We start from the raw sequence: 14,097 nt of genomic DNA, 5'->3' as shown, positions 1-14,097 counted from the left end.
CCCGCGATAGCTATCTCGCCAAGCCTCGCAAACTGTAAAGAGCCGGCAGCCCCAGCCCTACCCAGGCCAGTGCATCCCACCAGCCATCGCCGAGCAGGGCAGCAAACAGCCCTAGCGCGCCCAGCAAGGCAATGACTGTCGGTATGGCGAATACGCTCCAGAAACCTGACGTCTTGCGCTTCATTGCAGCGTCTCCATCTGCGCCGCAACCAGCGGCTTGCTGGCCCGCCGGCGCACCACCCAAAGGTACACGCCGCTACCCAGGACGATGATGGTCAGCACATCCAGCACTGCCCAGAGGATCTGCATTGGCCGGCCGCCGTAGTCACCAAAGTGCAGCGGCTGCGACAGGCCCATGGCGTCCATGTACCAGGGGCGGTCGCCGATGGCGGTGACTTGCAGGTTGCTCGCGTCGATCAGCACCGGCGTCAGCAGGTGCGCGGTCAGGTGGGTGCTGCCTTTCATGAACACCGCATAGTGGTGCTCGCTGGAGAAACGCGTACCGGGGAAGGCGATGAAGTCCGGCTGCATGCCCGGTGCGGCGTCGGCGGCGATATCCAGCACACGACTGACCGGTGCCAGTTCGGTGAGCGGTGGTGCATCGCGGTAGGGCGCAACCATCGCCGTCAGGCTGTCGTTGCGCCAGGCGGCGATGACCAGGTCCGACAGCGCGCTGATCACCCCGGTGACGCCCACCACCAGCGCCCAGGTCAGGGTGACGATGCCGATCAGGTTGTGCAGGTCGAGCCAGCGCAGACGCGTGGATTTGTCGTTGCGCACCGTAGCGAACTTCAGCCGGCGCATGAACGGCGCATAAAGCACCACGCCAGAGATGATCGCCACCACGAACAACAGCCCCATGAACGCCAGCAGCAGTTTGCCGGGCAGGCCGGCAAACATGTCCACGTGCAGGCGCAGCATGGTCATCATGAAACCGCCGTTGGCCGAAGGCATTTCCACCGCTTCGCCGCTGCGCGCATCGAGCATGAAGGTGTGCGACGAGTTCGGCTCGGTACCTGCGGTAGCGGCCATGATCGCGACCACGCCGTTGCGGTCGTCTTCATCCCAGCCGAAGTACTGCATCACTTCACCGGGGCGATGGGCCTGGGCCTTGAGCACCAGTTCCTGCAAGTCGAGCCTGGGCGTGTCGGCCGGCATCTCCTTGAGCTCGGGGGCATCGCCCAGCAGGTGGTCGATCTCGTGATGAAAGATCAGCGGCAAGCCAGTAACTGCCAGCATCAGCAGGAACAGGGTGCAGATCAGGCTGGTCCAAGTATGCACGAAGGACCAGCGGCGGATGGTTCGGCTGTTCATCCGCGGCCTTAGAACTTGTAGTTGACGCTGGCAACCACGTTGCGCTCGTCACCGTAGTAGCACCAGTAACCGTCGCAGTTGGCCAGGTAGTCCTTGTTGAACAGGTTCTTGGCCTCGACGGCGACGGTCATGCCTTTGAGCGTGCTGACCTTGCGGCCCAGGTCGTAGTGCACCGAGGCGTCGTAGACGGTGTAGGAGCCGACATAGCCCAGATCGGTGTTGGTGGTGTTGCCGTAGTTGTCACCCACATAGCGCACGCCACCGCCGACGCCGAAGCCGTCGAGCAGGCCGTTGTGCCAGGTGTAGTCGGCCCACAGGGTCGCCTGGTTGCGCGGGATCAGGGCCATGCGGTTGCCTTGCTCGTTGGCCGCACCCTTGAGGATCTCGGTATCGGTGTAGCTGTAGGAACCGATCACCTTGAGGCTCTCTGTCACCTGGGTGGTGGCTTCCAGCTCAAGGCCGCGAACCTGCAACTGGCCAACCTGCTGGGTAATGTTGCCTTCGGTGACTTTCACGTTGTCCTGGCGCAGGTCATACACGGCGGCGGTGTAGAGGTTCTTGCTGCCCACCGGCTGGTACTTGATGCCGACTTCGTACTGGCGGCCTTCGGTGGGTTTGAACGAGTCAGTGGAGGCGACGGCGGCGCCTGTGGTCGGCTGGAACGACTCGGTGTAGGAGATGTACGGGGTTACGCCGTTGTCGAACACGTAGCTCAAGCCGACGTTGCCGGTGAAGGCCTTGTCGCGCTCGGTGCTGGTGGCATCGTTCTGGTTGTGGAAGGTGGTGCCGGTGTGCACCCAGTCTTCACGCCCGCCCAGGGTCAGGCGCCAGTTGTCGAGGGCGATCTGGTCCTGAATGTAGAAGCCGGTCTGGCGGGTTTTCTGGCCGTAGTCGTACATGGTGAAGTACGACACCTTGGAGAAGTCCTGGCCGTACGGCGGGTTGATCACGTTGCCTGGCGGCACGCTGAAGGCCAGGCCGTAATCCCAACGGTAATTGGTGTTCGAGCGCTGGTGATCGAGGCCGATCAGCAGGGTGTGGCTCAGGGCGCCGGTCTGGAAGTCGGCCTGGAAATTGTTGTCGACGGCGAACTGGCTGATGTCTTCGTTGACGATGCCGGTTTCACGCGGGACGCTGCCGTCTGCTTCGACGCTGCCGCCTGGGGTGGAGGTATCGTTGTTCATGGTCGCGACGTTGATGCCCTGGAACGACAGGTCGCTCTTGGTATAGCGCAGGTTCTGACGGAACTGCCAGACATCGTTCAGACGGTGCTCGAAGGCATAGCCCAGGGCGTAGTAGGTGCGATCGTAGAACTCCCAGTCCGGGTCACCGAGGTTCTTGTGGTGGGAGATGTCGCCAGCCGGCGAGCCCAGCTTGGTGCCCTGCAGCGGCAGGAACTGGCCGCTGATACCGGTGTCGTCACGGGTGAACTGGGTGATGAAGGTCAGGCTGGTGTCTTCATCCATGTTCCAAGTCAGGCTGGGCGCGAGGTTGTAGCGCTTGTCTGGAACGTGGTCGGTCGGTGCGCCGCTGTCGCGTACCACGCCGCTGACGCGATACAGGAACTGGCCGTCGTCATCGATCTTGCCGGTGCTGTCGAAGTTGATCTGGCGATGGTTGTTGCTGCCAACCTGGGCTTCGACCTGGTGGGCGCTTTCAGCCTGGGGGCGACGGCTGACCATGTCGAGCATGCCGCCGGGCGGGGTCTGGCCATACACCGACGAGGCCGGGCCGCGCAGCACGGCAATGCGCTCAAGGTTCCACGGCTCGACCTTCGGGTTGGCGAACGAGCCTTTGGGCAAAGGCAGGCCGTCGAGGAACTGGGTCGGGTCGAAACCGCGCACCCGCAGCCAGTCGGCGCGGGTGTCGGAGCCATAGCCGCTGCTTTGTACGCCAGCGGTGTAGCGCAGGGCGTCGTTGAGGTTGAGAACCTGGCGGTCGTCCAGTTGTTCACGGGTGATCACGCTCATCGAGCGGGGTGCTTCAACGATCGGGGTGTCGGTTTTGGTACCAGCGGCGGTGCGCGTGGCGGTAAAACCGGTGGCCGGGCCCCAGGCGCTTTCGTAGTCGCTGCGCGCGTTGACGCTGGTTTCCGGCAGCGCCAGGGTGCCCTCGGGGGTGGCGATCAGGCTGTAGGTGCCGGCGCTGCTCTGCTGCAATTGCAGGCCGGTGCCGCGCAGGGCCGCTTGCAGGGCGCCGACGCCATCGTACTGGCCGTTGACCGGCGCCGAGGTGCGGCCGCTGGCCAGGCTCGGGTCCAGGGCCAGAGCGATGCCAGCCTGGCTGGCGATCTGGTTGAGCGTGGTCGACAGCGGCGCGCCAGGCAGGTTGTAGCTGCGCAGGGTGGCCGATTGCTCGGCAGCGATCAGCGGGCTGCTCGCCAGAGGTGCTGTCAGGGCAATGGCCACGGCCAGCAGACCGGGACGCAGGAAGTTCTCAAAAGCGCGGGACATACAGCGGCTCCTCGACGGAAGTAAGTGCTAACTAGCTTCCTTGCCGAGTGAGTTGGGAAAAGTGTCAGGGGTTAGTGAAAATAATTTTGATTTTTATTTCACGCTGCTCGCCGGCGTATCGCTTTTAGCCACCACCGTCACCCACCACGGCGTGCGCTGCTCGATCTGCACCGGCAAGGTCGGTAGCAACGAGGTCAGTGCCAGGTCGATATCATTGAGCGGGAAGCTGCCGGTAATGCGCAGGTCGGCCACATCCGTAGCAACCCCCAGGTGCCCGCTGCGGTAACGCCCCAGCTCCTCGACCAGATCGGCCAGGCGCACGTTGTCGACCACCAGCATGCCGCGGGTCCAGGCATCGGCTCCGGCGGCCAGGCCGTCGGCGCGGCCCAGGCGGTCGTGGTTCATCAGCACCTGCTGGCCTTCCTTGAAAATCTGCTCGTCGCCGCTGTCTTGCGGGCGCGCCGCTACTGCCGACTGCAGCACGCTCAGGCGCGTGCCCTGGTCTTCGAGCTTGACCAGGAAGCGCGTTCCCAGTGCGCGCAGGCGACCGTCTTCGGTGGTGACTACAAACGGGCGATCGTCCTTGTGGCCGGTCTCGATGGAGATTTCGCCTTCGTGCAGGACGATCAGGCGCTGTTTCTCGTCGAAGCGGATATCCACCGCCGAATGGGTGTTGAGGCTGATCAGGGTGCCGTCGGTGAGGCGCAAGGTACGCTGCTCGCCGGTGCCGGTGCGCTGGTCGGCCAACCAATAGCCCAGCGATTGATGGGCACTGACCCAGCTCAGCAGGCCGACCACCAGCACCAGGCTGGCCAGGCCGCTGCCCAGCTTGCGCACTCGCTGGCGCAGGCCGGCGCGTGATTGCAGCAGGGCCTGGCGCGCAGGGCCGGCAGCGGCGCTGAAGCGCTGGTCGAGCATGCCCAGTTGCAGCCAGGCACGGGCGTGCTCTTCGCTGGCGGCGTGCCAGCGGGCGAACTCGGCGCGCTCATCGGCGCTGCCGCTGCCGCTGCCCGAGTCCAGGCACAGCTGCCAGGCGATCGCGGCATCCAGTACCCGCGCCGAAACCGGCTTGCTGTTCATGTCGGCTCACCGTACAGCGCCACGTAGCACTGGCGCATGCCCTGGGCCAGGTACTGGCGCACCCGCGACACGGAAACCCCCAGACGCTCGGCGATCTCGCCATGGCCCAGGCCGTCCAGGCGGTTGTACAGGAACGCCGCCCGGGCCTTGCTCGACAGCTTGCCGAGCAGGCGGTCGATGGCCTTGAGGTCTTCAAGAATCAGCTGTTGTTCTTCCGGGGAGGGCTGTTCGGCTTCGGGGATGAGCATCAATTCGGCCAGGTACGCCTGTTCCAGCGCCGCGCGGCGAAAGTGGTCAAACAGCAGGCCCTTGGCAATGGCCAGGAGGAACGCCCGGGGTTCGCGTGGCGCCGGCAATTGCTCGCGCCCGAGCAGGCGCACGAAGGTGTCCTGGCTCAGGTCTTCGGCGCGCTCGGCGCAGGCGATGTTGCGCCGCAGCCAGGCGAGCAGCCAACTGCGATGGTCGCGGTAAAGCGTACCGACCAGCTCAGTGTGTGGGCTTTGCACAGACGACAAGGCGTTCCCCGAAAAGATGCGTTAACTAACGAGAATTATTCGCGATTGTCGCAGAAGCTCCCCATTAGACGCAATTCACGCTCATCGGATGATGCTTAAAAGCCATGACTTTGTTGCCGACGCCTGCGCAGGCGGTGCAACTGCTGGTCGAGCAAGGCCGGGCTGTCCAGTTGCTGGCGGCGGGCCTGGCTGAACAGAATCAGCGCCAGCTCGGCGGTGACCATGGCATCGGCGCTGGCGTTGTGCCGTTCGGCGGCCTCAAGGCCAAAGTAGGCGGTCCAGTCATCCAGCCCGGCTTCACGCAGGGTGATCTGCGGGTTGAGCAGCGGCGCCAGCTCGGCGACATCGAAGAACGGATGCTGCAGGCGATAACCCAGGTGGTCCTTCAGCGCACGGCTAAGCATGCGTTGATCGAATGGCGCATGAAACGCCAGCAGCGGGCTGTCGCCGATAAAGTCCATCAGATCCAGCAGCGCCTGGGCTGGATCACTGCCAGCGGCGATGGCGCTGGGGCCCAGGCCGTGGATCAGCACACTGGAGGTGAGCTTGTGGTCCCGCTGGTGCAGGGTGCGTTCGAACTGCTGGCTGAAGTCGATGGCGCCGTCTTCGATCACCACCGCGCCAATCGACAGCACCTGGTCGCGGTTTAGGTTCAGGCCGCTGGTTTCCAGGTCGAGCACCACCCAGCGCTGCTGGCGCAGGCTGTGTTCGGCCAGCGGCGCGGGGGCTGTCAGTTGCTCCACGCGCTGGCGCAGGTGCTCGTCGAGCCGCGGTTGGTTGGGGCGCAGCCAGGCAAACAGGCTCATAGCTGGTACCGCAGGGCCAGGCTGCTTTGCAGGCGCTGGGCCTGGCGCAGGGACTCGCGCAGGATGCGCCGGTCCAGATGGTTGAGGCTGTCGGGGTCGACCCGGTTGGAGTAGGGCAGGTTCTGCCGGCTTTGCAATTGATGTTGCTGCATGCGGGTTTGCTGAATGAAGTGGTAGGCCTCTTCATAGGCGGCGCCGTCGAGCGGGTCGATCACTTGCCTGGCCACCAGTTGGCGCAGGCGCTCCAGGGTGTTGTTGGCGCCGATGCCGTTGGCCAGGGCCAGCAACCGTGCGCCATCGACGAACGGCGTCAGGCCCTGGACCTTGAGGTCGAGAGTGGCGGCCTTGTCGTTACCCTGGCGGGTCAGCACGAACTCCCGGAAACGTCCCACCGGCGGGCGCTGGCGCAGGGCATTATCGGCCATCATGCGCTGGAACAGGCGGTTGTCGGCTACCTGCTCGAGGATGCTCTGGCGCAGTTGCTCACAGGCCTGTTCGTCGCCCCAGACCACCCGCAGGTCGAAGTAAATGCTCGACGCCAGCAGGTTTTGGGGCGTGGCTTCGCGAATGAAAGCGGCAAAGCGCCGTGCCCATTCGGCGCGGGACAGGCACAGCTCGGGGTTGCCGGCCATGATGTTGCCCTTGCACAGGCTGAAGCCGCATTGCGCCAGGCCCTGATTGATGTGCTGGGCCAGCGGCAACAGGCGCCCGCGTAGTTCGGCGGCATGGGCGGCATCGCGGGCTTCGAAGAGGATGCCGTTGTCCTGATCGGTGTGCAGGGTCTGTTCGCGGCGGCCTTCGCTGCCGAAGCACAGCCAGCTGAAGGGCACGCCCGGGTCGCCCTTGTCTTCGATGGCCAGCTCGATCACCCGGCACACGGTGTGGTCGTTGAGCAGGGTGATGATCTGGGTGATCTGCGTCGAAGACGCGCCATGGGCGAGCATGCGTTCAACCAGCTGGCTGATTTCGCCGCGTAGCGATACCAGGTTTTCGACCCGGCTGGCGTGGCGGATGGTGCGCGCCAGGTGCACCAGGTCGACCCGTTGCAGGGAGAACAGGTCCCGCTCGGACACCACGCCGCACAAGCGCCGCTCTTCGACCAGGCAGACGTGGGCGATATGCCGCTCGGTCATGGCGATGGCGGCGTCGAAGGCGCTGGCCTGCGGGCTCAGGTAGAACGGCGCGGCGGTCATGTGCCGGCTGATTGGCTGAGCGAAGTCGGCGCTGGCATCGGCCACCACCTGGCGCAGGTCGCGCAGGGTGAAGATGCCGATGGGAAAGCGCTGCTCGTCGACGATGACAATGCTGCCGACCTGTTGCTCGTGCATCAGCCGCACCGCTTCACGCAAAGGCGTAGCCGGGTCGCAGACTACCGGGTGACGCATGGCCAGCTCGCCCAGGCGGGTGTTCAGTGAATACTGGTTGCCGAGGGTTTCCACCGCGCGGCGCTGGACCTGCTGGTTGACCTGGTCGAGCAGGCTGCTGACCCCGCGCAGGGCGAAGTCGCGGAAGGCTTCGGACAGGGTGAACAGGCGGATGAACGCGGCCTTGTTCAATTGCAGGCAAAAGGTATCTTCGCCGGCCAGGTGTTCGGTACGGGTCGCCCGTTCGCCGAGCAGGGCGGCGAGCGGGAAGCACTCGCCGCTGGTGATCTCGAAGGTAGTTTCGGTGCCCGGGCGGGTTACGTGCTGACGCTCACCGACCACCCGGCCCTGCTTGACGATGTAGAAGTGCTCGACCGGGCCGTCGCTGGGCTTGATGATGCTGTCATTGGCCGCATAGAAGCGCAGTTGGCACTGTTCGACGAGAAACGCCAGGTGGGCGTTCTCCATCTGATTGAAGGGTGGAAAGCGTTGCAGAAACTGCATGGTCCCCTGGATGTTCTGCATGACTGCAGTCTTTCCTGCCTGGGCGAAGGCGTCCTTTTTGCTCATGAGCATTACCGCGTCTTTGTGTCGAGCTGTGACCATCGACCTTGTTGTTTTCGTTGTTCATGGTCGGCCGCGGGCTGCTCAGTGCCCATTGGACGTAAGTCTATAAACTGCGTCAGGCTGTTGAAGCGTTGCGTCATGTGTCAATTTGCCGACGAAAGGCAGTTTGCAAGTAATCTCAATGCGGTCTGAACTTGATTCACAGGACATTTTGCAGGTCATTGATGATGAGACAGCCATGTCCGACCACGAAGACATACTGAGCGAAGCCGAGCGCAAAGCCCTGGCATCGGTGATTGCGCCTGAGGCTGCGCCGCCCAAGGTTTTGATCGTCGACGACAACCGTGTGGCCCGCGATGCCCTGGCCAGGTACCTGAGTTCAAAACGCATCAAATGCCTGACCGCCAACAGCGGCAAGCAGGCGCTGGAGTGCCTGGCCAAGGAGCGCGGTATCGGTCTGGTGATCACCGACCTGCGCATGGGCTCGTTCGGTGGGCTTGAGCTGATACGTCAGATTCGCGAATCGGAGCGCGCGGCGATGCCGATCATCATCGTCTCAGGGGCTGCGGATGTGAAAGACGCCATCGAGGCGATGCACTTGAGCGTCGTCGACTTTCTGCTCAAGCCGATCGATCTGGACAAGCTGGTGGGGTTGGTGCGCAGGGAACTGGGGATAGGCTGAAGCCATCACGGGTCAAGTCGGATCGGCGCACCGCCGCTCCGACTTGACCCGCGATGAAGACAACGCGATTACAGGCCGTTCCGGGCCTTGAACTCGCGACGACGACGATGCAGCACCGGCTCGGTGTAACCATTCGGTTGCTTGCTGCCTTCGACGACCAACTCAACCGCCGCCTGGAAGGCGATGTTGTTGTCGAAGTCCGGAGCCAGCGGGCGGTACAGCGGGTCGTTGGCGTTCTGCTTGTCGACCACCGGCGCCATGCGCTTGAGGCTTTCCAGGACTTGCGCTTCGCTGACCACGCCGTGACGCAGCCAGTTGGCCAGCAACTGTGCGGAAATCCGCAGGGTGGCGCGGTCTTCCATCAGGCCGACATCGTTGATGTCCGGCACCTTCGAACAACCGACACCCTGGTCGATCCAGCGCACCACGTAACCGAGGATGCCCTGGGCGTTGTTGTCCAGTTCGTTGCGCTTTTCTTCGTCCGACCAGTTGGTATCGGTCGCCAGCGGGATGGTCAGGATGTCATCGACCGAAGCCGGTGTACGCTTGGCCAGTTCCGCCTGACGGGCGAACACATCAACCTTGTGGTAGTGCAGGGCGTGCAGCGCGGCAGCAGTCGGCGACGGTACCCAGGCGGTGTTGGCACCGGCCAGCGGGTGGGCGATCTTCTGCTCGAGCATGTCGGCCATCAGGTCCGGCATGGCCCACATGCCTTTACCGATCTGGGCGCGGCCTTGCAGGCCGGTGGCCAGGCCAATATCGACGTTGGAGTTTTCGTAGGCACCGATCCACTTCTGGGTCTTCATGGCGCCTTTGCGCACCACGGCGCCGGCTTCCATGGAGGTGTGGATTTCGTCACCGGTACGGTCGAGGAAGCCGGTGTTGATGAACACCACGCGTTCGCTGGCTGCCTGGATACAGGCCTTGAGGTTGACCGTGGTGCGGCGCTCCTCGTCCATGATCCCGACTTTCAGGGTGTTGCGCTTGAGGCCCAGGGCATCTTCGATGCGGCCGAACAGCTCGTTGGTGAACGCGGCTTCTTCCGGGCCGTGCATCTTCGGTTTGACGATGTACATGGAGCCGGTGCGGCTGTTCTTGCGGCTGGTGTTGCCATTGAGGTTGTGCATCGAGGCGAGGCTGGTGACCAGGCCATCGAGGATGCCTTCCGGCACTTCGTTGCCGTCCTTGTCGAGGATGGCGTCGATGGTCATCAGGTGCCCGACGTTACGCACGAACAGCAGCGAACGGCCGTGCAGGCTGACCGAACCACCGTTAGGTGCGGTGTATTCGCGGTCCGGGTTCATGGTCCGGGTGAAGGTCTGGCCAGCTTTGCTGACGCTTTCGGCCAGGTCGCCTTTCATCAGGCCCAGCCAGTTGCGGTAGATCACCACTTTATCGTCTGCATCGACGGCGGCAACCGAGTCTTCGCAGTCCATGATGGTGGTCAGGGCGGCTTCCATCAGCACGTCCTTGACCCCGGCGGCGTCGGTCTGGCCGACCGGGGTGCTGGCGTCGATCTGGATTTCGAAGTGCAGGCCGTTGTGCTTGAGCAGGATCGCAGTCGGCGCCGAAGCGTCGCCCTGATAGCCGATCAGCTGGGCATCGTCACGCAGGCCGCTGTTGCTGCCACCCTTGAGGGCGACCACCAGCTTGCCGCCTTCAATGCGGTAGGCAGTGGAGTCGACATGGGAGCCGGCAGCCAGTGGCGCCGATTCGTCGAGGAAGGCGCGGGCGAAGGCAATCACCTTGTCGCCGCGAACCTTGTTGTAGCCTTTGCCTTTTTCTGCGCCGCCGGCTTCGCTGATGGCATCAGTGCCATACAGCGCGTCGTACAGCGAACCCCAACGGGCGTTGGAGGCGTTCAGGGCAAAGCGGGCATTCATGACCGGCACGACCAGCTGAGGGCCGGCCATGCGGGCGATTTCGTCGTCGACGTTCTGGGTCGAGGCCTGGAAGTCTGCAGCTTCTGGCAGCAGGTAACCGATGTCCTGAAGGAAGGCCTTGTAAGCCACGGCATCGTGAGCCTGGCCTTTGCGCGCCTGGTGCCAGGCGTCAATCTGCGCCTGCAGTGCGTCACGTTTGGCCAGCAGTGCTTTGTTCTTTGGAGCGAGGTCGTTGATGATCTTTTCCGCACCTACCCAGAATTGTTCGGCGTTGACGCCGGTTCCGGGAATGGCTTCGTTGTTCACGAAGTCGAACAGGACTTTGGCGACCTGAAGGCCACCGACTTGAACGTGTTCAGTCATTGCTTGCCTCACTCTGCTCAGCTATTCAGCTCTTCTATTTAAGCCTTGCGCGCTTCTCTAAACACGGCACCAGAACATGCCCTTGTGGGCGGCTGGGTGCGGCCTGCCAGACAGGCTGGCAGGCGTTGGCGTATTTTCACAGGCGCCTTGGCAGACATCGATCCAACGTTTTGTAGTCCACGCTGCGGCATACTACATGATGCGCTGCGGTTGTGAAAATCAGACTAAATACGTCGTTCTGCGACCAATTGGTCGCATAGGGTCACGCTGGGAGTGCGTATGTTCTCAAAAAAGCGGCAGATTGTTCCAGATAAATCTTGAAACAGTACACGATTAGTCAATCGCTGCTCCTGCGGCAGGTTGCCGCGCCTTGCCTATACTTTCTGCGCGCCCTTTGATTTCGGGGGCTGAACGTCAAAAGCAGAGGGTTAGCGCGTGGATCATCTCGTATTGACAGTGATCGCCCCCGATAAGGCCGGGCAGGTCGAGCGGATCGCTCAATGCATTGCCGAGCATAACGGTAACTGGTTGGAGAGCCGCATGTCGCGCATGGCCGGGCAATTTGCCGGCATTCTCAAGATAGCGGTGCCGGCCGAGTCCTACGATGAACTGGTCGAGGCGCTGAAGGCCCTGATCAAGCACGACATTCGTGTGCTGATCGCCGAGAGCGGCATTGAGCCGTCCTGCACCTGGAAGCCGATCGCCATGGAGCTGGTGGGCAATGACCGCCCGGGTATCGTTCGCGACATTACCCGGCTGCTGGCCGAGCAGGGCGTCAACGTCGAGCGCCTGACCACCGAGGTGCGACCGGCGCCGATGAGCAGCGAACCGCTGTTCCATGCCGATGCCTTGCTGGCGGTGCCGCTGACGCTGTCGCTGGAGGTGTTGCAGGGCAAGCTGGAGGCATTGGCCGACGACCTGATGGTCGAATTGAACTTGCGCCCCGAGGATTAGTTATCCCGGTTTATCGGGGATGCGCCTGTGGATAAGCTTGGGAGATGTCGCTGCAGGCCACGATTGGCGTGGCCTGCAGGTGGCTGTGTGTTTTTTGATCAGCTGCGCCGGCGCAGGCTCAGCCAGGCGTCGACGCTGTACAGCGCCAGGCCCGCCCAGATGAACATGAAGGCCACCAGAGTGCTGCTCGACAGGTGCTCGCCGAACAACCACACCGCCTGCAGCAGGACCAGGGTTGGCGCCAGGTACTGCAAGAAGCCCAGGGTGGTGTAGGGCAGGTGCCGGGCGGCGGCGTTGAAGCACACCAGCGGCACCAGGGTGACCGGACCTGCGGCTATCAGCCACAAGGCTTCGCTACTGGTATAGAAGCTGGCCTGGGCGCTGTGAGCCATGGGGTTGAGCAGCATCCAGCCGATGGCCAGCGGCACCAGCATCCAGGTTTCCACCACCAGCCCGGGCAGGGCGGCGACCGGCGCCTGTTTGCGGATCAAGCCATAGAAACCAAAGCTCAGCGCCAGTACCAGGGATACCCAAGGCAGGCTACCGACCTGCCAAACTTGTTGCGCTACCCCAAGCGCGGCCAGCCCTACTGCGACCCACTGCAAACGGCGCAGGCGTTCACCGAGTAAAAGCATGCCCAGCAGCACGTTGACCAGCGGGTTGATGTAGTAGCCCAGGCTGGCTTCAAGCATGCGGCCATTGTTTACTGACCACACGTAAGTCAGCCAGTTGCCGGCGATCAGCGAGCCGCTCAGGGCCAGGATTGCCAGGCGCTTGGGGTTTTCGCGCAGTTCGCGCAACCAGCCCGGATGTTTCCAGACCAGCAGCAGCAACGAGCCGAACAGCGCCGACCAGAGCACCCGGTGGACGATGATTTCTACCGCGGGGACGCTTTGCAGCGCTTTGAAGTAGAGCGGGAACAAACCCCAGATGATGTAGGCGCTCAGGCCCAGGATGTACCCGCGGCGCGGGTTGGCGGCGTGCATGCAGATTCCTTGCTTAGGCAGCTATCTAAAAGCAGGGGGCTATTGTAGACAGACTCGCACGCGCTTCAGAACAATTTCAGCGGTTCTTCATCCAGCGCCGCCATTTGCTCGCGCAGGGCGAGGATCTGGTCGCCCCAGTAACGCTCCTGGCCGAACCAGGGGAAACTGCGCGGGAACGCCGGGTCGTCCCAGCGCCGGGCCAGCCAGGCACTGTAGTGCAACAGGCGCAGGGCGCGCAGAGGCTCGATCAGCGCCAGCTCGCGCGGGTCGAAATCGTGGAACTCGTTGTAGCCATCCATCAGCTCGGCGAGTTGGCCAAGACGCTCGTGGCGTTCGCCGGCAAGCATCATCCACAGGTCCTGCACGGCCGGGCCGGTGCGGCAGTCGTCGAGATCGACGATGTGGAACACTTCGTCGCGGCACATCATGTTGCCCGGGTGGCAGTCGCCGTGCAGGCGGATGACCTGGTGCGGAGTGCTGGCGTAGATCGCTTCGACCCGCTTGAGCAGGTCGCGGGCTACCGATTCGAAAGCCGGCAGCAGGCTTTTAGGGATGAAGTTGCCTTCGAGCAGGGTGTTCAGCGAGGCGTGGCCGAAGTTATCCACCGCCAGCGCTTCGCGGTGCTCGAACGGGCGGGTAGCGCCAACCCCGTGCAGGCGGCCGAGCAATTGCCCGAGGCGATACAGCTGATCAAGATTGCCCGGCTCCGGCGCGCGACCACCGCGGCGCGGGAACAGGGTGAAGCGAAAGCCGCTGTGCTCGAACAGGGTCTCGCCGTTGTGCACCAGTGGCGCCACCACCGGCACTTCGCATTCGGCGAGTTCCGCGGTAAAGCTGTGTTCTTCGAGGATCGCCGCGTTGCTCCAGCGGTCCGGGCGGTAGAACTTGGCGATCAGTGGTTCAGCCCCTTCGATGCCCACCTGGTAGACCCGGTTCTCGTAGCTGTTGAGTGCCAGCACCCGGGCGTCGCTGAGAAAGCCAATGCTTTCCACGGCGTCCAGGACCAGGTCGGGGGTGAGTGTTTCAAAGGGGTGGGACATGCTCGCTCCTGCTATGCGGCAGGTGGCCGCAAGGTTCCTGCATGGTATCGCACATCGCCGGCTCGTGTGGGAGCGGGCTTGCCCCGCGAT

At 63.3% G+C, this 14,097-nt stretch carries 12 protein-coding genes; 2 read left to right on the top strand and 10 right to left on the bottom strand.

Translation table 11 applies throughout. The features are described 5' to 3' along the window. Positions 1–10: 10 nt before the first annotated feature. From LOY37_RS25185 to LOY37_RS25155, 7 genes are all read right to left on the bottom strand, one after another. Positions 11–184, bottom strand: a complete 174-nt coding sequence (locus LOY37_RS25185) for a hypothetical protein (protein WP_176794207.1) — start codon at positions 182–184, stop codon at positions 11–13. Continuing rightward, entirely contained in the window at positions 181–1,314 is a 1,134-nt protein-coding gene (locus tag LOY37_RS25180) for a PepSY domain-containing protein (protein ID WP_045199179.1), read from the bottom strand. The genes LOY37_RS25185 and LOY37_RS25180 overlap by 4 nt, the downstream gene beginning before the upstream one ends. An 8-nt stretch (positions 1,315–1,322) precedes the next feature. Beyond that, on the bottom strand, positions 1,323–3,767 hold the full coding sequence (locus LOY37_RS25175; protein WP_258715953.1) for a TonB-dependent siderophore receptor: 2,445 nt from the start codon (positions 3,765–3,767) through the stop codon (positions 1,323–1,325). 93 nt (positions 3,768–3,860) lie between these two features. Beyond that, entirely contained in the window at positions 3,861–4,847 is a 987-nt protein-coding gene (locus LOY37_RS25170; RefSeq protein ID WP_093378830.1) for a FecR family protein, read from the bottom strand. Continuing rightward, positions 4,844–5,362, bottom strand: coding sequence for an RNA polymerase sigma factor (locus tag LOY37_RS25165; protein ID WP_258595164.1), 519 nt, complete (start codon positions 5,360–5,362; stop codon positions 4,844–4,846). Before LOY37_RS25165 ends, LOY37_RS25170 begins: the two co-directional genes overlap by 4 nt. A 95-nt stretch (positions 5,363–5,457) precedes the next feature. Further along, the gene (locus LOY37_RS25160; protein ID WP_258715952.1) at positions 5,458–6,168 is read right to left on the bottom strand and encodes a PolC-type DNA polymerase III; all 711 of its coding nucleotides are present in this window, start codon (positions 6,166–6,168) and stop codon (positions 5,458–5,460) included. Next, positions 6,165–8,102, bottom strand: a complete 1,938-nt coding sequence (locus LOY37_RS25155) for a DUF294 nucleotidyltransferase-like domain-containing protein (protein ID WP_258717226.1) — start codon at positions 8,100–8,102, stop codon at positions 6,165–6,167. The genes LOY37_RS25160 and LOY37_RS25155 overlap by 4 nt, the downstream gene beginning before the upstream one ends. Before the next feature lie 235 nt (positions 8,103–8,337). Here LOY37_RS25155 and LOY37_RS25150 point away from each other — a divergent pair, with 235 nt between their 5' ends. Next, on the top strand, positions 8,338–8,781 hold the full coding sequence (locus LOY37_RS25150) for a response regulator (RefSeq protein WP_093378845.1): 444 nt from the start codon (positions 8,338–8,340) through the stop codon (positions 8,779–8,781). 68 nt (positions 8,782–8,849) lie between these two features. Here the strand turns inward: LOY37_RS25150 and LOY37_RS25145 are convergent, their stop codons facing one another. Continuing rightward, complete coding sequence (locus tag LOY37_RS25145) at positions 8,850–11,027, bottom strand: malate synthase G (RefSeq protein WP_093378849.1); 2,178 nt, start codon at positions 11,025–11,027, stop codon at positions 8,850–8,852. Positions 11,028–11,462: 435 nt separating this feature from the next. On the opposite strand from LOY37_RS25145, the gene LOY37_RS25140 reads away from it, so the two are divergent. Then, positions 11,463–11,981 carry a glycine cleavage system protein R gene (locus LOY37_RS25140; RefSeq protein ID WP_258715951.1) on the top strand — a complete coding sequence of 173 codons (519 nt, stop codon included), beginning with the start codon at positions 11,463–11,465 and terminating at the stop codon, positions 11,979–11,981. Between the two features lie 98 nt (positions 11,982–12,079). Here LOY37_RS25140 and rarD read toward each other — a convergent pair whose 3' ends face one another. Together rarD and LOY37_RS25130 are read right to left on the bottom strand one after the other, a co-directional pair. After that, positions 12,080–12,967 carry an EamA family transporter RarD gene (gene rarD, locus LOY37_RS25135; protein WP_045199195.1) on the bottom strand — a complete coding sequence of 296 codons (888 nt, stop codon included), beginning with the start codon at positions 12,965–12,967 and terminating at the stop codon, positions 12,080–12,082. Between the two features lie 65 nt (positions 12,968–13,032). Then, the gene (locus LOY37_RS25130; RefSeq protein ID WP_258715950.1) at positions 13,033–14,007 is read right to left on the bottom strand and encodes a serine/threonine protein kinase; all 975 of its coding nucleotides are present in this window, start codon (positions 14,005–14,007) and stop codon (positions 13,033–13,035) included. Between the last annotated feature and the right edge of the window lie 90 nt (positions 14,008–14,097).

The organism is Pseudomonas sp. B21-012, assembly GCF_024749305.1.
Classification (GTDB): domain Bacteria; phylum Pseudomonadota; class Gammaproteobacteria; order Pseudomonadales; family Pseudomonadaceae; genus Aquipseudomonas.
The sequence above is the reverse complement of the archived record's forward strand: the minus strand, read 5'-3'. Positions and strand labels throughout refer to the sequence as shown.